24 protein-coding genes are annotated in these 26,801 nt (G+C 70.9%); 7 read left to right on the plus strand and 17 right to left on the minus strand.

The window, feature by feature from the left end; translation table 11 throughout:
• Positions 1–31: 31 nt before the first annotated feature.
• From ACZ6D7_RS27905 to ACZ6D7_RS27915, 3 genes are all read right to left on the minus strand, one after another.
• The gene (locus tag ACZ6D7_RS27905) at positions 32–1,759 is read right to left on the minus strand and encodes a glycosyltransferase family 2 protein (RefSeq protein WP_469496293.1); all 1,728 of its coding nucleotides are present in this window, start codon (positions 1,757–1,759) and stop codon (positions 32–34) included.
• Positions 1,760–2,220: 461 nt separating this feature from the next.
• Positions 2,221–3,549 (minus strand): class I SAM-dependent RNA methyltransferase, encoded by a 1,329-nt coding sequence (locus tag ACZ6D7_RS27910; RefSeq protein ID WP_469496296.1) that lies wholly within the window; start codon positions 3,547–3,549, stop codon positions 2,221–2,223.
• A 92-nt stretch (positions 3,550–3,641) separates the two neighbouring features.
• Positions 3,642–5,768, minus strand: coding sequence for an APC family permease (locus ACZ6D7_RS27915; RefSeq protein ID WP_469496299.1), 2,127 nt, complete (start codon positions 5,766–5,768; stop codon positions 3,642–3,644).
• Between the two features lie 402 nt (positions 5,769–6,170).
• Here ACZ6D7_RS27915 and ACZ6D7_RS27920 point away from each other — a divergent pair, with 402 nt between their 5' ends.
• Together ACZ6D7_RS27920 and ACZ6D7_RS27925 are read left to right on the plus strand one after the other, a co-directional pair.
• Positions 6,171–6,839, plus strand: a complete 669-nt coding sequence (locus ACZ6D7_RS27920; RefSeq protein WP_390661841.1) for a potassium channel family protein — start codon at positions 6,171–6,173, stop codon at positions 6,837–6,839.
• Entirely contained in the window at positions 6,839–7,516 is a 678-nt protein-coding gene (locus tag ACZ6D7_RS27925) for a potassium channel family protein (RefSeq protein ID WP_020125145.1), read from the plus strand. Before ACZ6D7_RS27920 ends, ACZ6D7_RS27925 begins: the two co-directional genes overlap by 1 nt.
• A gap of 165 nt (positions 7,517–7,681) precedes the next feature.
• Here the strand turns inward: ACZ6D7_RS27925 and ACZ6D7_RS27930 are convergent, their stop codons facing one another.
• The 8 genes from ACZ6D7_RS27930 to ACZ6D7_RS27965 form a co-directional block, all read right to left on the minus strand.
• Positions 7,682–8,425, minus strand: a complete 744-nt coding sequence (locus ACZ6D7_RS27930; protein ID WP_469496304.1) for a DUF3159 domain-containing protein — start codon at positions 8,423–8,425, stop codon at positions 7,682–7,684.
• Between the two features lie 3 nt (positions 8,426–8,428).
• Positions 8,429–8,827 carry an OB-fold nucleic acid binding domain-containing protein gene (locus tag ACZ6D7_RS27935; protein WP_159536198.1) on the minus strand — a complete coding sequence of 133 codons (399 nt, stop codon included), beginning with the start codon at positions 8,825–8,827 and terminating at the stop codon, positions 8,429–8,431.
• 74 nt (positions 8,828–8,901) lie between these two features.
• Positions 8,902–9,618: a response regulator gene (locus ACZ6D7_RS27940; RefSeq protein WP_469496308.1), complete on the minus strand. Its 717-nt coding sequence runs from the start codon at positions 9,616–9,618 to the stop codon at positions 8,902–8,904.
• Positions 9,612–12,203: an ATP-binding protein gene (locus ACZ6D7_RS27945; RefSeq protein WP_469496311.1), complete on the minus strand. Its 2,592-nt coding sequence runs from the start codon at positions 12,201–12,203 to the stop codon at positions 9,612–9,614. The genes ACZ6D7_RS27940 and ACZ6D7_RS27945 overlap by 7 nt, the downstream gene beginning before the upstream one ends.
• A gap of 179 nt (positions 12,204–12,382) precedes the next feature.
• Entirely contained in the window at positions 12,383–13,540 is a 1,158-nt protein-coding gene (locus tag ACZ6D7_RS27950) for an alginate lyase family protein (protein WP_469496314.1), read from the minus strand.
• A 248-nt stretch (positions 13,541–13,788) separates the two neighbouring features.
• Complete coding sequence (locus ACZ6D7_RS27955) at positions 13,789–14,556, minus strand: DUF3710 domain-containing protein (RefSeq protein WP_469496318.1); 768 nt, start codon at positions 14,554–14,556, stop codon at positions 13,789–13,791.
• Position 14,557: 1 nt separating this feature from the next.
• A complete protein-coding gene (dut, locus tag ACZ6D7_RS27960) occupies positions 14,558–15,100 on the minus strand; it encodes a dUTP diphosphatase (RefSeq protein WP_469496321.1) in 543 nt (180 codons plus the stop codon).
• Positions 15,097–15,681, minus strand: a complete 585-nt coding sequence (locus tag ACZ6D7_RS27965) for a PaaI family thioesterase (RefSeq protein ID WP_469496325.1) — start codon at positions 15,679–15,681, stop codon at positions 15,097–15,099. Before ACZ6D7_RS27965 ends, dut begins: the two co-directional genes overlap by 4 nt.
• 58 nt (positions 15,682–15,739) lie before the next feature.
• Here ACZ6D7_RS27965 and ACZ6D7_RS27970 point away from each other — a divergent pair, with 58 nt between their 5' ends.
• Complete coding sequence (locus ACZ6D7_RS27970; protein ID WP_469496330.1) at positions 15,740–16,204, plus strand: DUF3093 domain-containing protein; 465 nt, start codon at positions 15,740–15,742, stop codon at positions 16,202–16,204.
• Positions 16,205–16,268: 64 nt separating this feature from the next.
• On the opposite strand, the gene ACZ6D7_RS27975 is transcribed toward ACZ6D7_RS27970, so the two are convergent.
• From ACZ6D7_RS27975 to ACZ6D7_RS27990, 4 genes are all read right to left on the minus strand, one after another.
• Entirely contained in the window at positions 16,269–17,216 is a 948-nt protein-coding gene (locus tag ACZ6D7_RS27975) for a hypothetical protein (protein ID WP_469496334.1), read from the minus strand.
• 13 nt (positions 17,217–17,229) lie between these two features.
• Positions 17,230–17,526: a DUF4193 domain-containing protein gene (locus ACZ6D7_RS27980; RefSeq protein WP_003993510.1), complete on the minus strand. Its 297-nt coding sequence runs from the start codon at positions 17,524–17,526 to the stop codon at positions 17,230–17,232.
• Positions 17,527–17,922: 396 nt separating this feature from the next.
• Complete coding sequence (locus ACZ6D7_RS27985) at positions 17,923–19,188, minus strand: sensor histidine kinase (RefSeq protein ID WP_469496341.1); 1,266 nt, start codon at positions 19,186–19,188, stop codon at positions 17,923–17,925.
• A gap of 5 nt (positions 19,189–19,193) precedes the next feature.
• Positions 19,194–19,847 carry a response regulator transcription factor gene (locus ACZ6D7_RS27990; RefSeq protein WP_003993508.1) on the minus strand — a complete coding sequence of 218 codons (654 nt, stop codon included), beginning with the start codon at positions 19,845–19,847 and terminating at the stop codon, positions 19,194–19,196.
• A gap of 417 nt (positions 19,848–20,264) precedes the next feature.
• On the opposite strand from ACZ6D7_RS27990, the gene ACZ6D7_RS27995 reads away from it, so the two are divergent.
• Entirely contained in the window at positions 20,265–20,438 is a 174-nt protein-coding gene (locus ACZ6D7_RS27995) for a hypothetical protein (RefSeq protein WP_177244520.1), read from the plus strand.
• Between the two features lie 74 nt (positions 20,439–20,512).
• Here ACZ6D7_RS27995 and ACZ6D7_RS28000 read toward each other — a convergent pair whose 3' ends face one another.
• Entirely contained in the window at positions 20,513–21,328 is an 816-nt protein-coding gene (locus ACZ6D7_RS28000) for an inositol monophosphatase family protein (RefSeq protein WP_469496346.1), read from the minus strand.
• 8 nt (positions 21,329–21,336) lie between these two features.
• Positions 21,337–22,464 (minus strand): ferrochelatase, encoded by a 1,128-nt coding sequence (locus tag ACZ6D7_RS28005; RefSeq protein ID WP_469496349.1) that lies wholly within the window; start codon positions 22,462–22,464, stop codon positions 21,337–21,339.
• Between the two features lie 242 nt (positions 22,465–22,706).
• Between ACZ6D7_RS28005 and ACZ6D7_RS28010 the strand changes: the two genes are divergently transcribed.
• From ACZ6D7_RS28010 to sepH, 3 genes are all read left to right on the plus strand, one after another.
• A complete protein-coding gene (locus ACZ6D7_RS28010) occupies positions 22,707–23,945 on the plus strand; it encodes an MFS transporter (RefSeq protein WP_469496354.1) in 1,239 nt (412 codons plus the stop codon).
• Positions 23,905–25,224: a D-arabinono-1,4-lactone oxidase gene (locus tag ACZ6D7_RS28015; protein ID WP_469496356.1), complete on the plus strand. Its 1,320-nt coding sequence runs from the start codon at positions 23,905–23,907 to the stop codon at positions 25,222–25,224. The genes ACZ6D7_RS28010 and ACZ6D7_RS28015 overlap by 41 nt, the downstream gene beginning before the upstream one ends.
• A gap of 405 nt (positions 25,225–25,629) precedes the next feature.
• Complete coding sequence (sepH, locus tag ACZ6D7_RS28020) at positions 25,630–26,664, plus strand: septation protein SepH (protein ID WP_469496359.1); 1,035 nt, start codon at positions 25,630–25,632, stop codon at positions 26,662–26,664.
• The last annotated feature ends 137 nt before the right edge of the window (positions 26,665–26,801 follow it).

Genomic DNA, 26,801 nt, shown 5'->3' on the forward strand with positions numbered 1-26,801 from the left:
ATCTGATCGAAGAAGGGAGACCGCCGCGTTCTCAGTCTGAGCGAAGGTGGGTCCGCCGGGACTTCGGAGCGTCGGGTCCCGGCCGGTCTGTGGCGGCCCGCCTCCATGGGTCGGCTTGGTGAGCCAGGGTCCGGGCCCTCTGTCGCAGCGCGGGTGGGAGTTGGTGGAGGACGGCTCGGGCGGCGCGGCGGACGGGGGCTGCGGACGTGGTGCGCAGGAGGATGCGGTGCGCGATGTTGGTGCCGGCCGGAGGGCCCACGGCCAGGCGCAGCTGGCTGTCTCGGGCGGTCCAGCCGGGAATGACCAGGCGGGGCGGAGTGCCCACCGTGACCGGGGCAAGGCGGGAGCGGGGGGCTGGGCGGGTGAGGCGGATGCGGCGGCCGACGCCCAGGAGTTGGGCGTCGGCCCAGATCTGGTGGGTGCCGGGAGGCAAGCAGTGGCCGCCGGTCAGGGTCAGGGGGTCGATGACCGTCACGCCGGAGATGAGCACATGGTGCCGGCCGGCGCCCAGCGGCTCCGTACGGGGTCGCAGGTCCGCGTCGGGAAACCACCACTGGTTGCGCGCGGTGTCGTGGACGAGCAGTTCCCCTCGGGCGTAGGCGAGTGGGTGCGGAGCCTCCCAGCCTTCGGCGCCCTTGATGCCTTCGAGGAGCTCGGGGTCCAGGAGCAGCCGACCGTACCGTTCCTGCAGGGTAAGGGGTTCGCCGTCGGAGCGGACCATGCCGATCGTCGTTGTGACGCGGAGCCTGCCTGCCTGCCAGCGGATGTCGTCGATGGTGAGGTGGGGCTTGATGTCCCGGACCCGGCGGGCCAGTTCGACGAGGGAGTCGAGGAGCCCCTCCTCCAGCAGGGTCGCCCTGAGTCTGGTGATCGCCGGGAGTCCTTGCCGTACGCCCGGGGGGTAGGCGTCCAGGGCCATCCGGCGCACGACGTCGAAGTAGCGTTCGAGTTCCTTGCCGGTGCGCTGGAGGACTCGCGGCTCGCTCACCGGGCGCAGGAGTTCGACCCGGTAGGAGCGGCGCAGCAGGTGGTCCTGGAGAGGGCCGGGCTCGATGCCCTCCTTGACTGCCTCCACCACCGTCCGCAGGTGGGCGTAGTAGTCCTCGGGGGCGGCGGGCCGGCTGCTGGTGTTGCCTCCGTCGTCGCGGCGGTTCCACAGATAGCAGGGGTAGTCGCCGAGGATGGAGACCGTCCTGGCGCGCACGTAGGCCCGGGCCATGAACACCTGGTCCTCCAGACGCACCGGTCCCTCGGGGAACTCGATGCCGTGGTCGAGGAGGAAGGTGCGGCGGAACATCTTGTGCGGAGTGAGGCTCTCGAAGAGGGGAGCGTCCGCGGCCGTGCAACGCTCGACGGTGCGTTTGAAGAGGTTGTGGGGCCCCTGCATGGTGCCGGCCACCTTGCCCATGACGATGTCGGAGCCGTTGCGGGCGGCGAGAGCGTAGAGGCGTTCCAGGGCCTCGGGGGTCAGCTCGTCGTCCTGGTCGACGAACTGGACGTATACGCCGCGGGCGTGGCGGACACCGACGTTGCGGGGCTTGCCGGGCCAGCCGGAGTTCTCCTGGTGGAAGACGCGCACGTGCGGGTACTGGGCGGCCAGCCGGTCGAGCCGCTCGGCGGAGTCGTCGGTCGAGCCGTCGTCGACGTAGATGACCTCGTACGACTCCCGGCCGATGCTCTGGTGGAGCAGTGAAGGGGAGCAGAGCTCGATGTAGCGGCCCGCGTTGTAGACGGGCACCACGACGCTGACTTTCAGCACGAAACCCCCAGACGGTTGCCAGAGCGCCCGAATCCCGAGTTCGGTCACCACGCTAAGGGGAGACGCCGGTGAGCGCCTCGTACAGACAGTCCGGCTGGTCCAAGTGGGCGTCATGCCCAGCTCGCCGCTACCCGGCACCCTCACCATCGCCGCCTACGACTCCGGCTCCCCTGACACTGCGGACCCGGCCTTCTGGAGCCATCTTTCTCCGCGGCGGCAATCCCCACCGAGCCATCGAATGGGCCGACACCCCCGACCGCCCCCTGGAAGACCAGCTCGCAGGGATCGCGCGGGCGCCCTCGGCCAGATCCCAGCCTTCGCGGGCTACTGACCTGCAGCCCAAGACACCTGACGACACGTCAGAACGTGCGTCGACATGCGCCGCGTGCGTCAAACGTGCGTCAAGATATCGCCCGTAACGCCCGCAACGCACATCACGCACACCAGCTAAAAACAGCAGGTCAGGCGCCCTTTGCGGCAGGCTCAAGGATCGCGACGCATTCAACATGATGCGTCATCGGGAACAGGTCGAACGCCCGCAGCGTCCGCACCCGGTACCCCCCGTCCCGGAAGTACCCCAGATCCCGCGCCAGCGCGGCCGGGTCGCAGGCCACGTACGCGATCCTCCGCGCCCCCAGCGACGAGAGGTGCTCCACCGTCTTGCGCCCCGCCCCCGCCCGCGGCGGGTCGAGGACGATCAGGTCGACCTCCGTGATCCCGGTGCGCGGGAGGACGCTCTCCACCTTGCCCTGCTCGATCCGTACCCGGTCGAAGCCCGCGAGGTTGTGCCGGGCGTCCTCGACCGCGCGCTTGCCGGACTCGATGCCGAGGACCGCGCCCTTGTCGCCGAGGCGGTCCGCGAGGGCGCCGGCGAAGAGCCCGACGCCGCAGTACAGGTCGAGCGCCATGTCGCCCTTGCGCGGCAGCAGGCCCTGCATGACGGCCTTGACCAGCGTGTCGGCAGCCATCGGGTGGACCTGCCAGAAACCGCCGCTGCCGACGCGGTACGTACGGCCGTCGGCGCGTTCGCGCACGAACGCCCGGCCGTGGACACGGTGGATGCCGCCGTCCTTCTCCTCGACACGCATCACGGAGACCGGCTTGTCGAGTTCGACGAGGGGAAGGCGGGCACCGGGACGGGGTTCGAGGATCACCATGCGGTCCTGCGAGCCCGTCGCCGCGATCGCGTCGACCGAGGCCATCCCGGTCCAGTCCCGCTTCTCGATGCCCAGCTCGGTGACACCGGGAGCCGCGATCATGCAGTGGTCGACCGGCTCGACCTCGTGCGAGCGGTGCCGGCGCAGCCCGGCGTTGCCGTCCGCGTCCACCGCGTACTGCACGCGCGTACGCCACTGCGGCACCTGCCCCGCCGGGAGCTTGTCGCCCTCGGCCGGCATCACGGTGCCGTCCCAGCCGGCCTCTTCGGGGGTGAGTCCGGCGAGCCGCTGGAGCTGCTCGGCGATGACCTCGCCCTTGAGCCGGCGCTGGGCGCCCGGCTTGGCGTGCTGCCAGTCGCAGCCGCCGCAGCGGCCGGGGCCGGCGAAGGGGCAGGGGGCCTCGACGCGGTCCTTGGATGCCTCGATGATCCGTACGGCGTCCGCGCGCAGGAACCGCGCGCCTTCCTCGCCGTCGGTCACCTGGGCCACGACCCGCTCGCCGGGCAGCGCGTGCCGGACGAACAGCACCTGGCCCGATTCGGTGCGGGCGATGCAGTGACCGCCGTGGGCGACGGGGCCGATCTCGACCTCGTACTCGGTCCCCACCAGCGATTTCTTCGGTTCTGCCTGCATGGCGGGGTGACTCCAGTGACGAGATGAGAAAACGGCCGGACAACAGCCCACCAGTCTACGTGGGTGCCGCCCGGCCGTTGACCAGAAAGGCCTCAGCGCTTGGTGCCCGACGAGCCGCCCGAGGCGCCGGAGGAACCCCCAGTACCGCCGGTACCACCGCCACCACCGGCCGAGCTGTCCGACGGCTCCTTCGGCCGGGCCGCCTCCGCCGGACCGCGCCGCACCGCACCCGGCGCGTTCCACTCCGACCGCTTGCGGGCGCGCATCCGCGCTGCCTCGGAGGACTCCAGCTGGTACGGGACGGACGTGACCATGATGCCCGGGGTGAACAGCAGCCGGCCCTTCAGCCGCAGCGCGCTCTGGTTGTGCAGCAGGTGCTCGTACCAGTGGCCGACCACGTACTCGGGGATGATCACCGACACCGCGTCCCGCGGCGACTCCTTGCGCAGGCCCTTGACGTACTCGATGATCGGCCGCGTGATCTCGCGGTACGGCGAGTCGAGGACCTTCAGCGGTACGTCGATCCCGCGCCGCTCCCACTCCTCGCGCAGCAGCTTCGTCTCGGCCGGGTCGACGTTGACGGTGAGCGCCTCCAGGGTGTCGGAGCGCATCAGCTTGGCGTAGGCGAGGGCGCGCAGCGTCGGCCGGTGGATCTTCGAGATCAGCACGACCGAGTGCACGCGGGACGGCCGTACGCTGTCGTCGCTCGGGCCCTCGGGGGCCGCGATCTCCTCGGCCACCCGGTCGTAGTGCTTACGGATGGCGGTCATCGTCGCGTAGAAGATCACCATGCCGAGCAGGGCGACCCAGGCGCCGTGGGTGAACTTGGTGACGAGGACGACGACCAGGACCAGGCCGGTGAAGAAGGCGCCGAAGGTGTTGATCGCGCGCGAGCGGACCATGTGGCGGCGCTTGGCCGGGTCGGTCTCGGTGGCCAGATGGCGGTTCCAGTGGCGGACCATGCCGATCTGGCTGAGCGTGAACGACACGAACACACCGACGATGTACAGCTGGATCAGCCGCGTGGAGTCGGCGCCGTAGATCACGATCAGCAGGCTGGCCGCGCCGGCCAGGAGCACGATGCCGTTGGAGAACGCCAGGCGGTCGCCCCGGGTGTGCAGCTGGCGGGGCAGGTAGCGGTCCTGGGCGAGGATCGAGCCGAGCACCGGGAAGCCGTTGTAGGCGGTGTTGGCGGCGAGGAACAGCACCAGGGCCGTGGCCGCGGCGAGCACGATGAAGAGGATGCTGCCCTTGCCGAAGACGGCCTCGGCGACCTGGGTGATCACCGGGTTCTGGACGTAGTCGGCGCCGACCGCGACCCCGTTGTTCAGCAGGTCGACGGCCGGGTTCTCGGCCATGCGGACGTCGGTGACCAGGGCCAGGACGATGATGCCGCAGAACATGGTGACGGCCAGCAGGCCCATCGCCGCCAGCGTGGTCGCCGCGTTCTTCGACTTGGGTTTACGGAACGCCGGGACGCCGTTGGAGATCGCCTCGACGCCGGTGAGCGCCGCACAGCCGGAGGAGAAGGCTCGCAGCAACAGGAAGACCAGCGCGAACCCGGCCAGCCCCTGGTGCTCGGGCTTGATCGTGTACTCGGCCGTCGGCGCCCGCATGCTGTCGTCGAGGACCAGGCCGCGGAACGCGCCCCAGGCGATCATGATGAAGACGCCGGCGACGAACACGTAGGTCGGGATGGCGAAGAGCTTCCCGGACTCCTTGACGCCGCGCAGGTTCATCAGCGTCAGCAGGACAACCACGGCGACCGCGCAGGCCACCTTGTGCTCGACGACGAACGGGACCGCGGAACCGAGGTTCTCGATGCCGGAGGAGATGGACACGGCGACGGTGAGGACGTAGTCGACGAGCAGGGCGCTCGCGACGGTCAGGCCCGCCTTGGCACCGAGGTTGGTGTTGGCGACCTCGTAGTCACCGCCGCCACTGGGGTAGGCGTGGACGTTCTGCCGGTAGGAGGCGACCACCGTGAACATCAGCACGACGACCGCGAGGGCGATCCACGGGCTGAAGTGGTAGGCCGACACGCCCGCGATGGACAGGACCAGCAGCACCTCCCCGGGCGCGTAGGCCACGGAGGACAGCGGGTCGGAAGCGAAGACGGGCAGGGCGATGCGCTTCGGCAGGAGCGTTTCCCCCAGCCGATCACTGCGCAGTGCGCGCCCGATCAGAATCCTTTTGGGCACGTCGGTCAGTTTGGACACAACAGAGGATCGTAAGCCTTCGAACACGGGGTCGCCCACCCTCCCCCGGCCCCGGGACGCCGCGTCTGCCTCACGGGTGAAATCGGCCACGGCGCGGCTACGGATTCCGCAGCGGCACGGATCGCCATGCATATATGACAAACCCCGTCCCGCTGCCACCTCTCGGAGGTTCCATGCACACGACCGCGGAGCTGATCGGCGCCGCCGGCACCCTCGTCGGCCTCGGAATCCTTACCTTTCTCAGTCTCTGGAGCATCAGCCGCCGCTGATCCCCCGAACCGTGCACGGGGGTGCCCCTGGACGACCGCGCGTGTGTAGCTTGGTCGACGGTCTGAGACCCTGTTCAGAGCCACGCAAGAGAACTGACGGACATCTTGACTTCTTGACCTCGGAAGGACGGGCGTGCACATCGTCATCATGGGCTGCGGCAGAGTGGGTTCCGCTCTCGCCCAGACCCTGGAGCAACAGGGGCACACGGTCGCCGTGATCGACCAGGACCCCACCGCCTTCCGACGACTGGGCTCCGGTTTCGGCGGCCGTCGTGTCACCGGAGTCGGCTTCGACCAGGACACCCTGCGCGAGGCCGGCATCGAGGAGGCGGGCGCCTTCGCCGCCGTCTCCAGCGGTGACAACTCCAACATCATCGCCGCCCGGGTGGCCCGCGAGATGTTCGGCATCGAGAACGTCGCGGCCCGGATCTACGACCCGCGGCGCGCCGAGGTCTACCAGCGCCTGGGCATCCCCACCGTCGCCACCGTCCGCTGGACGGCCGACCAGATGCTGCGCCGGCTGCTGCCCTCGGGCGCCGAGCCGCTGTGGCGCGACCCCACCGGGGGCGTCCAGCTCGCCGAGGTGCACGCCGCCCCGTCCTGGGTCGGCCACAAGATCAGCAAGCTCCAGGAGGAGACGGGCGTCCGCGTGGCGTTCCTGACCCGTCTCGGCGAGGCGATCCTGCCGACCTCGCAGACGGTGCTCCAGGAAGGCGACCTGGTCCACGTGATGATGCGCACCGACGAGGTGGAGAAGGTCGAGGCGTCGTTCGCCGAGGGCCCGAAGGAAGGCGGTCACTGATGAGGGTCGCCATTGCCGGAGCCGGCGCCGTCGGCCGCTCGATCGCGGGCGAGCTGCTGGAGAACGGCCACGAGGTCCTGCTCGTCGACAAGGCGCCGACCGCCATCTCGGTCGAGCGCGTCCCCCAGGCGGAGTGGCTGCTCGCCGACGCCTGCGAGATCACGTCCCTCGACGAGGCGGCCCTCCAGCGCTGCAACGTCGTGATCGCCGCCACCGGCGACGACAAGGTCAACCTGGTCGTCTCGCTGCTGGCGAAGACGGAGTACGGCGTTCCGCGCGTCGTCGCCCGGGTCAACAACCCCAAGAACGAGTGGCTCTTCAACGAGTCCTGGGGCGTCGACGTGGCCGTCTCCACCCCGCGTCTGATGTCCGCCCTGGTCGAGGAGGCGGTGAGCGTCGGCGACCTGGTCCGGCTGCTGCGCTTCAGCCACGGCGACGCGAACCTCGTCGAACTGACCCTCCCCGAGGAGTCGGCCCTGGCCGGCACGCAGGTCGGCGACGTGGAGTGGCCGGAGGACACCTCCCTGGTCACCATCATCCGCGGCACGCGTGTCCTCACCCCGACCCGCGAGGACTCGCTGGAGCCGGGCGACGAGCTGCTGTTCGTGGCCGCGCAGGCGCGGGAGGAGCAGCTGGAGGACCTGCTGTCGGTCCGCAAGGAGGACACCGGCAGCTGACCGGAGCGGGTGACGACGGCAAAGGGCGCCCTGAAATCTCAGGGCGCCCTTTCCCTGCCAGCGGGTCCGGCGATGGAGGACGAGGCCCGTTCAGGGCCGAAGCGGGGGTCTGGGGGCGCAGCCCCCGGAGGCGGTCACCGGGGACGGTCACCAAAACGCCGGGTACTAGCCCTCCCGACGGTGCCGCCCACCAGCCTCCGCGGCGGCCGCCGTGCGCTCGGCCTCCGCCTTCTCCTCCGCCTCCATCTCCGCGAAGACGTCGATCGGCGCGGGCGCCTTCGCCAGGAAGACCCAGGTCAGGTAGACGGCGAGCAGGAACGGCGGGATCTTCAGCGCGACCAGCACCCAGCCGAGCTGGGTCGTGTCGGCCCACCAGTACAGCGGGAAGAGGATGGCGCACTTGGCGAGCAGGATCAGGCCCCACGCCCAACTGGCCTTGGCGTACGCCGTCTTGCGGCCCGGGTTGCGGGTGCGCCAGGAGAGGTTCTCCTTGAACACCGGGCCGAGGATCAGCCCGATCAGCGGGACCCCGCACAGGGTCGTGATGATGTAGGCCAGCGCCAGGCCCAGCGTGTAGATCATGCCGGGCAGATAGAAGTCCTTGGCGTTGCCGGTCATCATCGCGAAGACGACACCGAAGGCGACGCCGAAGACGCCGCTGAAGGCGTGCTTGACGGTGTCCTTCATCACCAGGCGGACCACGACCAGGATCACCGAGACCGCGAGGGCGGCGATCGCCGCCATGTGCAGGTCCTTGTTGATCGTGAAGATCGTGACGAAGAGGAGGCCGGGCATCACCGTCTCGACCATGCCCCGCACGCCGCCGAACGCCTCGAACAAGGCCGCCTCGGTCACCGCCCGGGCGTCGTCCTGCTGAGTGTCTTCGGTCGGCTTGTCGAGCGACGTCACCGGCTACTCCCTACCGAGGGGTCTCAGTTCGTACTTCGGGTTGAAGAGCACCCGGCGGCCTCTGCTCATGGAGATCCGGCCCGATGCGATGAGCCTGCGCCCCGGTTCTATCCCCACGATGGAACGCCTGCCCAGCCACACCACGTCCAGCGCGGCGCTGCCGTCGAACAGCTCCGCCTCCAGGGCCGGGACCCCGGCCCGCGGCCGCAGGGTGACCGTGCGCAAGGTACCAGTAACCGTCACGATCTGGCGGTCCTGGCAGTCTCCGATGCGGGTGCATCCGGCCGTCTCGGCGTCCTCTCGCAGCTCCTCCGACTCCAGGTCCTCCTGGGACGAGGAGAGCCGGTCGAGCATGCGCCGGAAACGGCCCGCCGGCTTTTCGGAACGAGGAACAGCACTCATATCTGAAGCGTACCGGTGCCCGCCGACACCGCCGTACCCCTGGTACTGCCGCGGTGCCCGGACACCGCCGCGCACTATCGCTCGAACCGATATCCCATCCCCGGCTCCGTGATGAAGTGCTCGGGATGCGACGGGTCCGCCTCCAGCTTGCGTCTCAGCTGGGCCATGTAGACCCGCAGGTAGTTCGTCTCCGTCCCGTACGACGGCCCCCAGACCTCCTGGAGCAGCTGTTTCTGGCTGACCAGCCGGCCGGTGTTGCGCACCAGCACCTCCAGCAGATGCCACTCGGTGGGCGTCAGCCGGACGTCCTTCCCGGCCCGGTGGACCTTCTTCGCGGTCAGGTCGACGGTGAAGTCGTCGGTCTCCACCAGGGCGTCGTCCTCCTCGCCCCCGGCGGGCTCGGCGCGGCGCACGGCGGCCCGCAGCCGGGCCAGCAGCTCGTCCATGCCGAAGGGCTTCGTGACGTAGTCGTCGGCGCCGGCGTCGAGCGCCTCGACCTTCTCGTCCGAGGTGTGCCGGGCGGACAGCACCAGGATCGGCACCCGGGTCCAGCCGCGCAGCCCCTTGATCACCTCGACGCCGTCCATGTCGGGCAGTCCCAGGTCGAGGACGACCACGTCCGGGTGGCGGGCGGCGGCGAGCTTGAGGGCGGTGGCGCCGTCGTGGGCGGCGTCGACCTCGTACTTGCGCGCCTTGAGGTTGATCACGAGGGCGCGCACGATCTGCGGTTCGTCGTCGATGACAAGCACCCTCGTCGAGGTCTGGGGGATCCCCCCAGCAGGGCTCACCATGAAGCCTGCCTTTCCCGTTGTGCCGAGCGTTCCTCTGCCGCGGCCCGCGCCTCGGCATCCGCGCCGGGCGGCAACTGCGGTCGCGATCCCGCCGCGCGCAGCGTGAGGACCATGGTCAGGCCCCCGCCCGGGGTGTCCTCGGCGTTGAGGGTGCCGCCCATGGCCTCGGCGAAGCCGCGGGCCACCGCGAGGCCGAGTCCCACCCCCGCCCCGCGCGGAGCGTCACCGTACCGCTGGAAGGGCGCGAAGATCCGCTCCTTGGCCTCGTCGGGAACGCCCGGACCGCGGTCCACCACGCGCACCTCGACCCGGTCGGACAGCACGCTCGCCGAGACCAGCACCGGTTCGTCGGCGGGGCTGTACTTGACCGCGTTCTCCACCAGGTTGGCCACCGACCGCTCCAGCAGCCCGGCGTCCACGGCGACCATCGGCAGCGTCTCGGGGATGTCCAGCTCCACGGTCTCCCCCGGGTCGGGCACCCCGCCGAGGGCCATCGGCACCACCTCGTCGAGGTCGATCTCCCGGATGATCGGGGTGACCGTGCCGGTCTGGAGGCGGGACATGTCGAGCAGGTTGCCCACCAGGTGGTCGAGGCGGTCCGCGCCGTCCTCGATGCCTTCGAGCAGCTCCGCCTCGTCCTCCTCGGACCAGGCCACGTCGTCGGCTCTCAGGCTGGACACCGCCGCCTTGATCGCGGCCAGCGGGGTCCGCAGATCGTGGCTGACGGCGGCCAGCAGGGCGGTGCGGATCCGGTTGCCCTCGGCCAGCGCGCGGGCCTGCTCGGCCTCCTCCTGGAGCCGTCGCCGGTCCAGCACGACGACCGCCTGCGCGGCGAACGCGGCCAGCACCCGGCGGTCCTCGGCGGGCAGCACCCGGCCGGTGAGCGCCAGTGCCATGTGGTCGCCGACGGGCACGTCCACGTCCGCGTCCTCCGGCCGCTCGACCGGCCGGCCGACGCCCATGTGGCCCGCGCAGGTCCACGGCGCCCGGTCGTCCGCCCGCTCCAGCAGCGCCGCCGACTCCATGCCGAAGGTCTCCCGCACCCGCTCCAGCAGTGCCTCCAGGCTGGTCTCGCCGCGCAGCACATTGCCGGCCAGGTAGGACAGGATCTCGGACTCGGCTCTCAGCCGGGCCGCCTGGTGGGTGCGCCGGGCGGCCAGGTCCACCACCGAGGCCACCGAGACGCCGACCCCGACGAAGATCAGGATGGCGACGATGTTCTTCGGGTCGGCGATGGTCCAGCGGTGCAGGGGCGGGGTGTAGTAGTAGTTCAGCAGCAGGGAGCCCAGCGCCGCCGAGGCCAGGGCCGGCAGCAGCCCGCCGGCCAGCGCGGCCGCCACCGTCACCGCCAGGAACAGCAGCATGTCGTTGGCGAGGCCCAGGTCGACGATGTTCAGCAGGACCGCCAGGAGCGCCGGACCGGCCAGTCCGATCACCCAGCCCCAGATGATGCGGGACCGCCCGAGCCGGGCGCCCCGGGCCACCGGCAGCCCCCGCCCCTTGGCGACCTCGTCGTGGGTGACGATGTGCACGTCGAGGTCGGACCCCGACTCCCGGGCGACCGTCGCGCCGACGCCGGGTCCGAAGACGTACTGCCAGGCCTTGCGGCGCGAGGAGCCGAGGACGATCTGGGTGGCGTTCACCCCGCGGGCGAAGGCGAGCAGCGCGGCCGGTATGTCGTCGCCGACCACGTGGTGGAAGGTGCCGCCCAGGTCCTCGACGAGGGTGCGCTGGACCGCGAGTTCCTTGGGCGAGGCGGAGGTCAGCCCGTCACTGCGCGCTATGTACACGGCGAGCACCTCGCCGCCTGCGCCCTTCTCGGCGAGCCGGGCGGCCCGCCGGATGAGGGTGCGCCCCTCCGGGCCACCGGTCAGTCCGACCACGATCCGCTCCCGCGAGCCCCAGATCGCCGACACCCGGTGCTCGCTGCGGTACTGCTTCAGGTACTCGTCGACCCGGTCGGCCACCCAGAGCAGGGCCAGCTCGCGCAGCGCGGTCAGGTTGCCGGGCCGGAAGTAGTTCGACAGGGCCGCGTCGACCTTGTCCGGCCGGTAGATGTTGCCGTGGGCCATGCGCCGCCGCAGGGCCTGCGGGGACATGTCGACCAGTTCGATCTGGTCGGCGCGCCGGACGAACTCGTCGGGGACGGTCTCCTGCTGCCGTACCCCGGTGATCGACTCCACGACGTCGCCGAGGGACTCCAGGTGCTGGATGTTGACGGTCGAGACCACGTCGATCCCGGCGGCCAGCAGCTCCTCCACGTCCTGCCAGCGCTTGGCGTTGCGCGAGCCGGGGATGTTGGTGTGGGCCAGTTCGTCGACCAGGGCGACGTGGGGGTGGCGGGTGAGGACGGCGTCCACGTCCATCTCGGTGAAGACGGCGCCGCGGTAGGCCAGCTCGCGGCGCGGGACCTGCTCCAGGCCGTGCAGCATCACCTCGGTGCGCGGGCGGTCGTGGTGCTCCACGAACGCGACGACGCAGTCCGTGCCGCGCTCCACCCGCCGGTGCGCCTCGGACAGCATCGCGTACGTCTTGCCCACACCCGGTGCCGCACCGAGGTAGATCCGAAGCTTGCCGCGTGCCATGGCCTCATTGTCTTCCAGTAACTGCTGCGTACGCAGCGTCGACCTTACGGCCAACAGTTCCGACAAACGGGATCATCCGCAGGATGAGGGGCGTCCTTGACGCAACCCTGACGCGACCGGATGCCGTGCCTGGCCTCGCCGCCCCTCACCCGTTCATCGGACGAGCCCCCCTGATCGGTTCACGCGGAATTCTCGGCGTGGGTCAGCGTCTCCCAGGCGACGAAGAGGTTGTTGGTGCCCGCGGGACGGTTGCGCTCGGTGAGGGTCTGGGTGTTGGTCATCGCGATGCCGAGCCGGTGGTGCAGGGCGTTGTATCCGACCTCGGTGACCGGGCCGAGCCCCAGCGTCAGCGAGCCGCCGCACAGCCAGCTCGGGACGGCCGTACCGAGCTGGTACCTGGACTGGAAGCCCAGGGCCTGCCGCAGCCGCTCGCCGACGTCGGTGCCGTACAGGTCCTGGCCCTGGATCCGGCTGGTCTCGGCGATGTGCGAGATCGCGGAGATGCCGTACCCGGTGTGGGTGAGATCGCGGCAGGTCTCCTGGGTCAATCCGGTGACGAAGGTGCCCTGCCCCTGCCAGTAGTTGACGATCTTCTCCCGCGTGTCGAGGTTCTGGCTCGGCACGGTCTTCGGCAGAGCACCGTCGGAGGCGAGGTAGACGTAGGCGGCGGTGCGGGTACGGAAGCGGGCCATGGCCCTGTCGTACGACGTCCGGTCCTCGAGGAAGACGGAGATGCCGACGGCCGCCTCCATCATCGACAGCTCCCAGTTGCCGTTGGAGTTGGATCCGTTGATCACCTCGGGCAGATAGACGTTGCGCAGCATGGTCGCGAAGCGGCCGGAGTTCGCCCAGGTCCCGGAGTAGGTGTGCTTGATGATCTCGGCGGCCTTCGGCCAGGAGGAGCCGGCCCAGCCGGTCTGGAGGGGCGCGTTGCTGTTGGTGTGGTCCGTGATGACGGCGGACCAGGCGTCCATCAGTTCGATGGCCTTGCGCGCGTACCGCTCGTCCCGCGTGATGTACCAGGCGAGGGCGTCGGTGTAGGCGGCGAGGGCGTCCTCCCGCTCGTCGGTGCAGCCGTAGTTGGGGTTCGAGTACGAACCGCACTCGACGACCGCGCGGGGCTTGGGGGCCCGATTGAGGTCGGCGTACCTGCTCGCCAGCATCTGGTCGAAGGCGCCCTTCCAGGGCTGGGCCCCGGAGGCGACCTGGGTGCGGACGAAGTCCAGTTGTCCCCGGGAGACCGTGACCCCGGGGTGGGCGAAGACGGCGGGGGCGGCCTCGGCGCGAGGAGTGTCGGGTGGCGCGAGGACCGCCAGCACGAGGGCGGTGACGGTCACAAGGATTGCGGATGCGGTTCGGCGCACAGCAGCTCCGTTCGTTCTCGTATGTGAACACAGAGTGCCCTTATGAACGAGGCGTTGAGCCGAGACCATAGGTACAGACCAATCCGCCGTCAAGGGTCCGCGCGGCCCCGGCCTGACGGGGCGGCACGGCGAGGGCGCGGTGAAGGGCATGACGACGGCATGACGAAGGGCCGCACCCCGGAGCGGGATGCGGCCCTTTCAGTCGTGTGCCTGCCGTGCGGTCAGCGGACCTCGGTGATCTCCGGTCCGCGCTGGAGCTGGCCCATGCCGCCGGAGAAGCGCGAGCCCTCCTCCTGCTGCTGGACACCCTCCGGCACCATCTGCGCGTCGTTCGGCAGCTTGAGGACGATCGGGTCGCGAGGCGCCATCGGGCCCTCGCCGCGGACCACGACCGTGTCCCGGAAGATCTGCTCGAGCAGCCCGGCGGCCTGCGGCTGCACCGCGCCCTGACCCGAGATCACACCGCGCAGGAACCAGCGGGGACCGTCCACGCCGACGAACCGTACGACGTGGAAGCCGCCCGTGCCGTCCGGCAGCTGCACCGGCACCTGGGCCCGCAGCTCCCAGCCCAGGGGGCCCTCGACCTCGTCGATGATGCCACCCTGCTGGGTGATGCCGGAGCCGATCTCCTCGCGCACCTCGCCCCAGATGCCCTCGCGCTTGGGTGCGGCGAAGGCCTGGAGCTGGATGGCGCTGTCGCGCAGCACGACGGTGGCCGCGACGATCGCGTCGCCCGCGACCTCGACCCGCAGCTCCATGCCGTCGACACCCGGCACGAACAGACCGCCCAGGTCCACCCGGCCCTCGGCCGGGTCGCGGACCTCGGAGTCGTCCCACGGCCCGTCGGGCCGCGGCTCCGGTTCGAGCCGGACGCGCTCGCGCTCGCCGGTTACCTCTTCGTCCGCCTCAGTGTCGACACTGTCGACGACCTGCTCGGCCTCGCCGGCCGCGTCCTCGGCGGCACCCTTCTTCTTGCGACGTCCGAACACGTCACTGTCCTTCCCGGTCGGATACGACCGAAGCGTATCGATACCCACCCACAGTGCCGCCCTTGGCGGCCTGACCGCTTGCACCGCCCACCGCGGCATGCCCGCCGGTGGACCCGAAGCCCCCCGCGGCCCGTGCCGAATCGGGAAGTTCCGCCACCTCCTGGAAGCGGACCCTCTCGACCTGCTGGACAACCAGTTGGGCAATCCGGTCGAAGCGCTCGAACCGCACGGACTCGCGCGGGTCGAGATTCACCACGATCACCTTGATCTCCCCACGGTACCCGGCATCAACCGTCCCCGGGGCATTCACGAGCGCGACTCCGCACCGGGCGGCGAGCCCCGACCGCGGGTGCACGAAGGCCGCGTACCCCTCGGGCAGCGCGACGGACACCCCCGTCGGCAGCACCGCCCGCTCCCCCGGCGCCAGTTCGCAGGCCTCGGTGGTCCGCAGATCGGCCCCCGCGTCCCCGGGGTGCTCGTACGCCGGAAGCGGTACGTCGGGGTCGACGCGGCGGATCAGGACGTCCAGCGGGGCACGGCTCACGGGTTCACCTCGAAGGCGCGGGTGCGCCGGATCCGGTCCGGGTCGCTCATCGCGGCCCGGATCTCCTCCTCGCGGCCGTGGTGCACGAAGTGCTCCACGGCGACCTCGATGAAGAGCGCGTCGGCACGGACGGCGACCGGCCCGTCGGGGCCGCCGATCCGGCCGGTGGCGGTCGAGTAGATCTTCCGCCGAGCCACCGCCGTCACCTCGGCCTCCAGGTACAGCGTGGTGCCCACGGGCACCGGCCGGACGAAGTCGGTCTCCAGCCGCCCGGTCACGGCGATCGTCCGCAGCAGCCAGTTCAGCGAGCCGAGCGTCTCGTCGAGGGCGGTGGCCAGCACACCGCCGTGGGCGAGCCCAGGCGCCCCCTGGTGGGCGGGCTGGACGGTGAACTCGGCGGTGACGGTCACCCCCTCGCCGGCCCGCGCCGCCAGGTGCAGCCCGTGCGACTGCCCGCCGCCACACCCGAAACACTGTTCGTAGTGGGCACCGAGCAGCTCACCGGGCGCGGGGGCATCGGGGTGCCGAACGGGTTTCCCGGCGTCGGCCGGAGGTTGAAGAGCTGCGGAAGTACCACTCACAGCCGCAGACCTTACCCGCGCGTCCGCCCGATCCGGACACCGTGCCAAGCTTGGCTGCATGCAGCTCTCCGCCACCTCCTACGAAGAACGCCTCACCGCCCCCCGCTCCTGGTGGCTGGTGTCGTTCCTCGTGGGCGTCTCCTTCGCCCTGATCCTGCTGCCGTTCGGCACCCTGCCGCTGCTGGGCGGTCTGGTCGGCGGCACCGCGGCCGCGGCGGTCGTGGCCAGCTCCTACGGCTCGGTCCGCATCCGGGTCGTGGGCGACTCGCTGATCGCCGGCGAGGCGAAGATCCCGGTGACGGCCCTGGGCGAGGCGGAGGTCCTGGACGCGGAGGAGGCGCGCGCCTGGCGCACGTACAAGGCCGACACGCGCGCGTTCCTGCTGCTGCGCGCCTACATCCCGACGGCACTGCGCGTGCAGGTCACCGACCCGCAGGACCCGACGCCGTACCTGTACCTGTCGACGCGCGAGCCGGAGCGGCTGGCGCAGGCCCTGGTGTCGGCGCGGGAGGCCGCGGCCTAGGCAGCGCGCCTCTCAACGCGCCGCGCGGAGCCTTCGCGGGGGGGGATCCGCGCGCCGGAACTCCTCAGTACCCCAGCTCCCTGGGATTCCCGGGGAGCTGTTCCATGTCCAGCGCGTCCGCGGGCTTCTCCAGGCGCGGCAGGTCCGGCAGCGCGTCCCACGGCACCTGCGCCTTGCGCAGATCGGTCCGGATCTTCGCGGCCAGCTTTCTGGTGTCCCGCCGGTTCATGAGCGCGCCGACGGCGGCGCCCACCAGGAACGGCATGAGGTTCGGCAGGTCGCGGACCATGCGCTTCATGACCTGCTGGCGCAGCTCGCGCCGCATCTGGCCGCCGAGCGCGGAGTTGATCGTGGACGGCTTCAGCGGGTCGACGCCGCGTTCACCGGACCAGGAGCGCAGATACGCGGTGCTGCGGTCCTTGAGGTTGCCGGGCGGCCGTACGCCGTAGACCTCGTGGAGTTCCGCGATCAGCTTCAGCTCGATCGCGGCGACGCCGGTGATCTCCGCGGCCAGTTCGGTGGGCATCGCGGGCGGCACGGGGAGCATCGCGGCCGCCCCGATGCCGGCGCCGACCGTGGACGTGGCGTTCGCCGCGCCCGCCACGAGCTTGTCCGCGAGGTCCTCGGGCCCCAACCCCGGAAACTGTCTGCGGAGCGTCTGAAGGTCCCGTACGGGGATTCTGGGGGCGATCTCGATGATGCGGTCGGTGAGGTAGGCCAGGGCCGCCCTGGCACGGTCACCGCCCTTGCGGACGCCTTCCCGGGCCAGGTCCCTGGCCTTCTCGCGGATGACCGCGGCACGTCGCCTGGCGACGGCCGCGGTTTCCTGGCGCGGCGCCGGGAGGTCAGCCCCGTCACCTGCCGTTCCGAGCGAGGCCGATCCCGCAGGGGTCACTCCCTTGCCGGATGAGCCTCGCTCGTCGTCACGCACGCCGTGAGGGCCTTCGGAGGGCCCTTTGTCCGCTCCCGGCAAGGAGAAGCGGCGCTTCCGGGAAGGGGTCGAGCCAGTCACGGCCGACCCCGCCTCAGTCGCAGTCGCGGCAGATCGGCTGACCGTTCTTCTCCCGGGCCAGCTGGCTGCGGTGGTGCACCAGGAAACAGCTCATGCAAGTGAACTCGTCCTGCTGCTTGGGCAGTACTCGGACCGCCAGCTCCTCGTTGGAGAGGTCGGCGCCGGGCAGCTCAAGGCCCTCCGCGGCCTCGAACTCGTCGACGTCGACAGCGGAGGCGGACTTGTCGTTCCGCCGTGCCTTCAGCTCCTCAAGGCTGTCGGAATCGACATCGTCATCGGTCTTGCGTGGGGTGTCGTAATCGGTTGCCATTTCGCCTCTCCCCCTCTGGGTGTCTGCGGTGTCTCCAGCGCACGTAACGCGTGAGAGGCCGGACTTGTGCCCGCCTCGAGGCGGAGATTTTGCCTCACATCAAGGTCTGTTACTCAATCGACACCCAACCGGACTCCTCAAGAGTGATCGGCTTGGATGGCGATCGGGACCGTACACGGTCCCGTTGCCGCACTTCAAAGGCGTCTCACCGTGTACTTCCCGTGATCAGGACCCCCGAAAACCCGGATTTTCCGGGCCTTCCGACGCCCTCCATGATCACGGAGAGTAGATGGCCGGAAATTCGCCCTTGTGATCGATCACACACGGAAGTGTCAGGGGCGAGCCCTGAAAATTCCGCGCAAAGCGAACATCCCCGCGTGTGTCGGCGACATGGTCTCAGACGGGAAGGGTGACCCGCATCACGAGGCCTCCTCCCTCGCGCGGCTGGGCCGTGATGTGCCCGCCGTGCGCCCGGGCCACGGACCGCACGATGGACAGCCCGAGCCCGACCCCCTTGTCGCTCCCCGTGCGCTCCGTACGCAGCCGCCGGAAGGGCTCGAAGAGGTTGTCGACCTCGTACGCCGGGACGACCGGTCCCGTGTTGGACACGACCAGGACCGCCTGGCCGTGCTGGACCTCGGTGGTGACCTCGACCCAGCCGTCCTCCGGCACGTTGTAGCGCACGGCGTTCTGCACCAGGTTCAGGGCGATGCGCTCCAGCAGGACGCCGTTGCCCTGGACGACCGCCGGCTTCTGCTCGCCGCGGATCGTCACGCCCTTGGCGTCCGCCTCCGCGTGCACCTGGTCGACGGCCTGCTCGGCGACCTCGGCGAGGTCGACCGGCTTGCGCTCGACTATCTGGTTGTCGCTGCGGGCGAGCAGCAGCAGGCCCTCCACGAGCTGCTCGCTGCGCTCGTTGGTGGCCAGCAGGGTCTTGCCGAGCTGCTGAAGCTCCACGGGCGCGCCCGGATCGGACAGGTGCACCTCGAGCAGCGTGCGGTTGATCGCCAGCGGTGTCCGCAGCTCGTGCGAGGCGTTGCCGACGAAGCGCTGCTGGGCCGTGAAGGCCCGCTGGAGGCGCTCCAGCATGTCGTCGAAGGTGTCGGCCAGCTCCTTCAGCTCGTCGTCCGGGCCGTCCAGCTCGATCCGGCGGGAGAGGTCCGAGCCCGCCACCGCGCGGGCGGTGCGGGTGATCCGGCCGAGCGGGGACAGGACCCGTCCGGCCATCGCGTAGCCGAAGGCGAAGGCGATCACGGCGAGGCCGAGGAGGGCCAGCAGCGAGCGGCTGAGCAGGTTGTCCAGGGCGACCTGGCGCTGGTGGTCGATGCAGGCGCTGATCGCGGTGTTGAACTGGGTGAGCGTCAGGCTGGTCGCGTTGGCCTGGTTGACCGCGGGGCAGTCGGCGCTGGCGACCTTGATCTCGTCGTTGACGCCGAGACTCACGATCTTGAACGGCGGCTGGTTGCCCGTGCTGATGGCCTGGGCGGCGAGCAGGTAGATGATCGACAGCAGCAGGATGCCGGCGATCAGGAACATGCCGCCGTACAGCAGCGTGAGGCGTATCCGGATGGTCGGGCGCAGCCACGGGAGGTTGGGCTGCGGCCTCCGGGGGTCCCAAGTGGGCTTCGGAGGCGCCTGGGGAGGCGCGGGCGTCGCTGCCACGGGGATCAGATCCGGTAGCCGGAGCCGGGCACCGTCACGATCACCGGGGGTTCGCCCAGCTTGCGGCGGAGGGTCATGACGGTCACGCGTACGACGTTGGTGAACGGGTCGGTGTTCTCGTCCCACGCCTTCTCCAGGAGCTGTTCCGCGGAGACGACGGCACCCTCGCTGCGCATCAGCACTTCCAGGACGGCGAACTCCTTGGGCGCGAGCTGGACCTCCTTGCCGTCGCGGAAGACCTCGCGGCGGTTGGGGTCGAGCTTGATGCCGGCGCGCTCCAGGACGGGCGGCAGCGGCACGCTGGTGCGCCGGCCGAGGGCACGCACGCGTGCGATCAGCTCGCTGAAGGCGAAGGGCTTGGGGAGGTAGTCGTCGGCGCCGATCTCCAGGCCCTCGACCCGGTCGCTGACGTCGCCCGACGCCGTGAGCATCAGCACGCGCGTGGGCATGCCCAGCTCGACGATCTTGCGGCAGACGTCGTCGCCGTGCACGAGGGGGAGGTCGCGGTCGAGGACGACCACGTCGTAGTCGTTGACGCCGATGCGCTCCAGGGCGGCCGCACCGTCGTACACGACGTCGACGGCCATGGCCTCCCGGCGCAGTCCGGTGGCCACCGCATCGGCGAGCAGCTGCTCGTCCTCGACGACGAGTACGCGCACGTCGCTTGTCCTTCCTGTGTCCACCCGCGTAGCGCTCGGTGAGCGCGCGTGGGCAGGGGTGCTGGTGAGTGTGTGCATCCCATCCTGCCCTTTTCGGCCATAAGTCGGCGGTAAGACGGTGAGGGCGGCATGAAGGGCGGGTGTGAGGCCCGGGAATGCGAGATTTTCTCGTGCGGTTGAGGTTTCCGTGGAAGAGAGCGGGGGGAGGACGGCTTTACACCCCGCGATCACGCTCTGCATGTGCCACACCACCATGTGGCACTCCGGTCCGCTTTCCGCAGAGCGGGCGTGGGTGTCCGGCACCGTGGCCGCCCGGCAGGGCAGCGCGCCGGGCATCTGCTGGAGACGTGATCGCCCCTTCCCAACCGGCACACCCCCGTGCCACCGACCCACGACCCAAGGACGAGGGGGCGCAGCATGGACGCATTCACCGCAGGACTTCTGCAGCGCATAAGGGCGACCGAGTCCGATCTGACCCGGGCTCGTGACGAGGGCGACGACTTCCTCGCCGAGGTGGAGCAGGCAGAGCTCGACGACCTGCGACGCCTCGCCGCCGAACACGGTGTGGAGGTCGGCGCCACAAGCGTCTGAGCGGTTCGTACGTACGACGGAGGGGCCCCGGCGAATCCAGCGCCGGGGCCCCTTCGCGTATGCGGGGCGAGCGATCAGTCGTGCCAGGCGCCGAAGTCCTCCAGCAGGCGCTGGAGGGGCTCGAAGACGGCCGGGGTGGCGGCGATCGCCAGATCGCGTGCCGGGCGCTCTCCGGGGCGTCCACCGGTCAGCGCGCCCGCCTCCCGGGCGATGAGGTCGCCCGCCGCGAGGTCCCAGGGGTGCAGCCCGCGCTCGTAGTAGCCGTCGAGACGGCCGACCGCCACGTCGCACAGGTCGACGGCGGCCGAACCGCTGCGCCGGATGTCCCGCAGGAGCGGGATCAGCCGCTGCGCGACGTCGGCCTGGTGGGCGCGGACCTCGGCGACGTAGTTGAAGCCGGTGGAGACCAGGGACTGGTCGAGGGGTGCCGGGGGCCGGCAGGCCAGGACGCGCTCGCCGGCCCAGGCGCCGGTCGCCCGGGCCCCGCCGCCGCGCACCGCGTGGTACGTCTCGCCGCGCATCGGGATCTCGACGACGCCGACGACGGCCTCGCCGTCCTGCTCGGCCGCGATGGAGACGGCCCAGGTGGGGAGGCCGTACAGGTAGTTCACCGTGCCGTCGAGCGGGTCGATCACCCAGCGGATGCCGGTGCTGCCCTCGCTGGAGGCGCCCTCCTCGCCGAGGAAGCCGTCGTCGGGGCGGTGCTCGGCGATCAGGCCGGTGATCAGCTTCTCGGCCGCGATGTCCATCTCGGTGACCACGTCGATGGGGCTCGACTTGGTGGCGGCGACCGCGAGGTCGGCCGGGCGGCCGTCGCGCAGCAGCTCGCCGGCCCGGCGGGCGGCCTCGCGGGCGAGGGCGAGCAGGTCCGTGTGGAGGGGGTCGGTCACGGGGTTCCTCACGCGTAGGGGCTGTCGGCGCCCGCGGCGGCGGGCCGGGGCGCCCGGGCGGGGCAGCAGCCGACGGGGCACAGGTCGTGGCTCGCGCCGAGCGTGCCCAGGGCGCACGGGGTGACCTGCCGCCCGCTCTCGGCGGCGGCGCGCTCCAGGACGAGGTCGCGGACGGCGGCGGCGAAGCGCGGGTCGGCGCCGACGGTGGCCGAGCGGCGCACCGGCAGGCCCAGCTCCTCGGCCTTGGCCGTCGCCTCCGTGTCGAGGTCGTAGAGGACCTCCATGTGATCGGAGACGAAGCCGATGGGGGCCATCACGACCGCCGGGACGCCGGCCGCGTGCCGCTCCTCCAGGTGGTCGCAGATGTCGGGCTCCAGCCAGGGGATGTGCGGGGCGCCGGAGCGGGACTGGTAGACGAGCTGCCAGGGGTGGTCGACACCGGTGCGCTCACGGACGGCGTCGGCGATCAGCCGCGCGACGTCCAGGTGCTGGCGCACGTACGCACCGCCGTCGCCGTGGTCCTCGACGGGGCCGGAGGTGTCGGCCGAGGCGTTCGGGATCGAGTGGGTGGTGAAGGCGAGGTGGGCGCCGTCGCGGATGTCCTCGGGGAGGTCGGCGAGGGACTCGAGCACGCCGTCGATCATGGGCTCCAGGAAGCCCGGGTGGTTGAAGTAGTGCCGCAGCTTGTCGATCGTCGGCAGCGGCAGGCCCTCGGCCTCCAGGGCGGCCAGCGAGTCGGCGAGGTTCTCGCGGTACTGGCGGCAGCCCGAGTACGAGGCGTAGGCGCTGGTGGCGAGGACGAGGATGCGGCGGTGGCCGCCCGCGACCATCTCGCGCAGGGTGTCCGTCAGGTACGGGGCCCAGTTGCGGTTGCCCCAATGAATTGGCAGGTCCAGGCCGTGGTCGGCGAAGTCCTTGCGCAGGGCGTCCAGCAGGGCGCGGTTCTGGTCGTTGATGGGGCTGACCCCGCCGAACAGGAAGTAGTGCTGCCCGACTTCCTTGAGGCGTTCCTTGGGGATGCCGCGCCCTCGCGTCACGTTCTCCAGGAACGGGACCACGTCGTCCGGGCCTTCCGGGCCGCCGAAGGAGAGCAGGAGCAGGGCGTCGTAGGGGGTGGCATCGAGCGCGTCTGGCATGGAGTCGATCCTGCCACCCGGCGCTGACGGCCGGGAAACGGCGGGGGGGGGGCGGGCCAGCGCGCCGCCCGGGGCCGCCGGCTGCGTCGGGCGGTGCGCGAGTGGTGCGTTAGGGTTACCTAACTCGTAAGCTGTATGGGCCACCTTTACGCCTTACCGAGCGTGACCGAAGGCCTACGAGCCGCCCTCCTTCATGCCGCGCGAAGCCGCACGCGCGCGTGACCGGACCCCCGGAGACCGCCGTGCCCAGCCCGTACCGCGCCCTGTTCGCCGCCCCCGGCTCCAAGGGCTTCGCCGCCGCGGGGTTCCTCGGCCGGATGCCGCTGTCGATGATGGGCATCGGCGTGGTCACGATGGTCTCCCAGCTCACCGGGCGCTACGGCCTCGCGGGCGCCCTGTCGGCGACCATCGCGCTGTCGGCCGCGCTCGTCGGACCGCAGATCTCGCGTCTGGTGGACCAGCACGGGCAGCGCCGGGTGCTGCGCCCCGCGACGCTGGTCGCGCTGGCGGCCGCGGCCGGGCTGCTGCTGGCCGCCCACTTCCGGTGGCCGGACTGGGTGCTGTTCGTGTGCTCCGCGGGCATCGGAGCCGTGCCGAGCCTCGGCGCGATGGTCCGGGCCCGCTGGGCGGCCGTCTACCGGGGCACCCCGCAGCTGCACACCGCGTACTCGTTCGAGTCCGTGGTGGACGAGGTGTGTTTCATCTTCGGCCCGATCATCTCGATCGGTCTGTCGACCGCCTGGTTCCCGGAGGCGGGCCCGCTGCTCGCGGGCTGCTTCCTCGCGGTCGGGGTCTTCTGGCTGACCGCCCAGCGGGGCACCGAGCCGGCGCCGCACCCGCGCGCGCAGCACGGCGCCGGCAGCGCGCTGCGCTCCCCCGGCCTCCAGGTCCTGGTGGCCACCTTCGTGGCGACGGGGACGATCTTCGGGGCGGTCGACGTGGTCACCGTCGCCTTCGCCGACGAGCAGGGCCACAAGGGCGCCGCGAGCGTCGTCCTGGCGCTCTACGCGGCCGGCTCCTGCGTCGCCGGGCTGGTGTTCGGGCTGCTGCGCCCCCAGGGGGCACCGGAACGACGCTGGCTGCTGGGCGTGTTCATGATGGCCGTGAGTATGATCCCCCTCCTACTGGTCGGAAACTTGCCGTTTCTGGCCGTGGCGCTGTTCGTTGCGGGCCTGGCCATCGCTCCCACGATGATCACCACGATGTCCCTCATCGAAGAGCACGTACCACGCGCACAATTGACCGAGGGCATGACCTGGATCAGCACCGGGCTCGCGGTCGGGGTGGCGCTCGGCTCCTCCATCGCCGGCTGGGTCATCGACGCGGCCGGTGCACAGGCCGGGTACGGGGTTCCGGCGGTCGCCGGGGCCGTCGCGGTCGCGGTCGGATTCCTGGGGTACCGCCGGCTCAGCAGGCCGGCGCCGGGTCGGGGAGGCACCGTTGAGCAGCACAGCGAGCGCGAAGAACGGCACGTGGCGTAACTGGGGCGGCAATGTGACCGCCCGGCCCGCGCGGGAGGTCACCCCCGCGTCCGTCGACGAACTGGCCGAGGCCGTGCGCGGGGCCGCCGAGGACGGGCTGAAGGTGAAGGCGGTCGGCACCGGCCACTCCTTCACGTCGATCGCCGCCACGGACGGTGTGTTGATCCGCCCTCAGCTGCTGACCGGGATCCGCGGCATCGACCGCGACGAGATGACCGTCACGGTGGAGGCCGGCACACCGCTCAAGAGACTCAACATGGCCCTCGCGCGCGAGGGTCTGTCGCTCACGAACATGGGCGACATCATGGAGCAGACGGTGTCGGGGGCCACCAGCACCGGCACGCACGGCACGGGCCGCGAGTCCGCCTCGATCGCCGCGCAGATCAAGGGCCTGGAGCTGGTCACGGCCGACGGCTCGGTGCTCACCTGCTCCGAGAAGGAGAACCCGGAGGTCTTCGCGGCCGCCCGGATCGGTCTCGGCGCGCTGGGGATCGTCACCGCGATCACCTTCGCCGTGGAGCCGATCTTCCTGCTCACCGCGCGCGAGGAGCCGATGCCGTTCGACCGGGTGCTCGCCGACTTCGACGAACTCTGGGCCGAGAACGAGCACTTCGAGTTCTACTGGTTCCCGCACACCGGCAGCACCAACACCAAGCGCAACAACCGCAGCGCGGGCCCGCGCAGGCCGGTGGGCCAGGTCCCGGGCTGGATCGAGGACGAGTTCCTCTCCAACGGCGTCTTCCAGGTGGCCCAGTGGGTCGGCCGCGCGGCGCCCGGCACGATCCCGTCGATCGCCCGGCTCTCCAGCAAGGCCCTCTCCGCGCGCACCTACACCGACATCCCGTACAAGGTCTTCACGTCCCCGCGCCGGGTGCGTTTCGTGGAGATGGAGTACGCCCTCCCGCGCGCGGCCGTCACCGGGGCGCTGCGCGAACTGAGGACGACGATCGAGCGGTCCGGCCTTCGGGTCAGCTTCCCCGTGGAGGTGCGCACCGCGCCGGCCGACGACATCACACTGTCCACCGCCTCCGGCCGGGACAGCGCCTACATCGCCGTCCACATGGTCAAGGGCACGCCCTACCAGGCGTACTTCACCGCCGCCGAGCGCATCCTGACCGCGCACGAGGGCCGACCGCACTGGGGCAAGGTCCACACGCGGGACGCCGAGTACTTCTCCCGGGTGTACCCGCGCTTCGGCGAGTTCACCGCGCTGCGGGACCGGCTGGACCCCGACCGCCGGTTCCAGAACGACTACCTGCGGAGGGTGTTGGGGGCGTAGCGGATGCTTCGGGTGATTCCGGAGATTGCGTGAAGTACGCCACTTCCAAGATCACCGAAAGCGCTTCACGGCGGCCAAGTCCCGGTTCTTGCCAGAAGTTGGGCGGCGTGCCAATCCACGCACGTGGCCCAAATGGAGTACTGTTGCGAGCCCTGGGCCCGGCCTCCCTTCGGGGTGTCCGGGGCCGCGCTGGACCGCCAAGAGGGGGGCTAGTTGCACAGGGTGACGGCGTTGGTGACTTAGCGTGGCGAATAGGTAACCGTGCCATAACGGCGATCCAGGGCCCGTGCCCGACACGCCGGGCAACTCGGCAAGGTTGTGGCAGGCTGCACCCGGGCAGGCCACACTCGACTAGCGGAAGCAGCGACGCACGTGACGTCGGCAGGCACCACCCGGGAGGTCCCCATGCCCGAACTGCGTGTCGTGGCCGTCTCGAATGACGGCACACGGCTGGTGCTGAAGGCTGCGGACAGCACGGAGTACACGCTTCCGATCGACGAGCGTCTGCGCGCAGCTGTCCGCGGCGACCGTCCCCGCCTCGGCCAGATCGAGATCGAGGTGGAGAGCCATCTCCGCCCCCGCGACATCCAGGCACGCATACGTGCCGGCGCGACCGCGGAAGAGGTCGCGCAGATGGCGGGCATCCCCGTCGACCGCGTACGCCGGTTCGAGGGCCCCGTGCTGGCCGAGCGTGCCTTCATGGCCGAGCGGGCCCGCAAGACGCCCGTGCGCCGGCCCGGTGAGAACGCGGGTCCCCAGCTCGGCGAGGCCGTCCAGGAGCGGCTGCTGCTGCGCGGCGCCGAGAAGGACACCGTCCAGTGGGACTCCTGGCGCCGCGACGACGGCACCTGGGAGGTCCTGCTGGTCTACCGGGTCGCGGGCGAACCGCACTCGGCGAGCTGGACGTACGACCCGCCCCGGCGGCTCGTCCAGGCCGTCGACGACGAGGCGCGCTCGCTGATCGGCGAGTCCGACGACCTCGCCGCGCCGGAGCCCAGCTTTCCGTTCGTCCCGCGTATCGCCCGTCTGCCGCGCGACCGTTCGATGGACCGCGCGCTGGAGCGGCCGAGCCTGCCCGCCCAGCCGTCCGAGCCGGCCGAGGAGATCACCGGCGAGCGGGAGCGGGACTCGCTGACCAGCCTGCTGGAGGCGGTGCCGAGCTTCCGGGGCGACATGGTGGTCCCGGAGCGTCCGGCCGAGGCCCCCGAGGAGCCCGAGGAGCAGGAACCGGAGGCCGAGGAGCCCCCGGCGCCCGCCGCCTCCGCGGGGTCCGCCTACGCCGACGTCCTCATGCCGCGCTCCGTCGGCAGCCATCGCGACCGGCTGATCGGTGCCACCGACCGTCAGGCCGAGGCGGACGGCGTCCGTCCGGGCCGCCGCGCCGCGGTGCCGAGCTGGGACGAGATCGTGTTCGGGACCCGGCGCAAGAAGCAGGAGTAAGCCGCCGCACGGCAGCGGTGAGCCCGAGTCGGGCGCCTCGGTCGAGGCGCCCGCGGGTTCACTCGCAACGGTTCGCACACCGGTTCATACGTACGGGAGGGCCGCACCTGTTCGGTGCGGCCCTCCCGTACGTAGCG

The organism is Streptomyces sp. NPDC041784 (assembly GCF_055591025.1).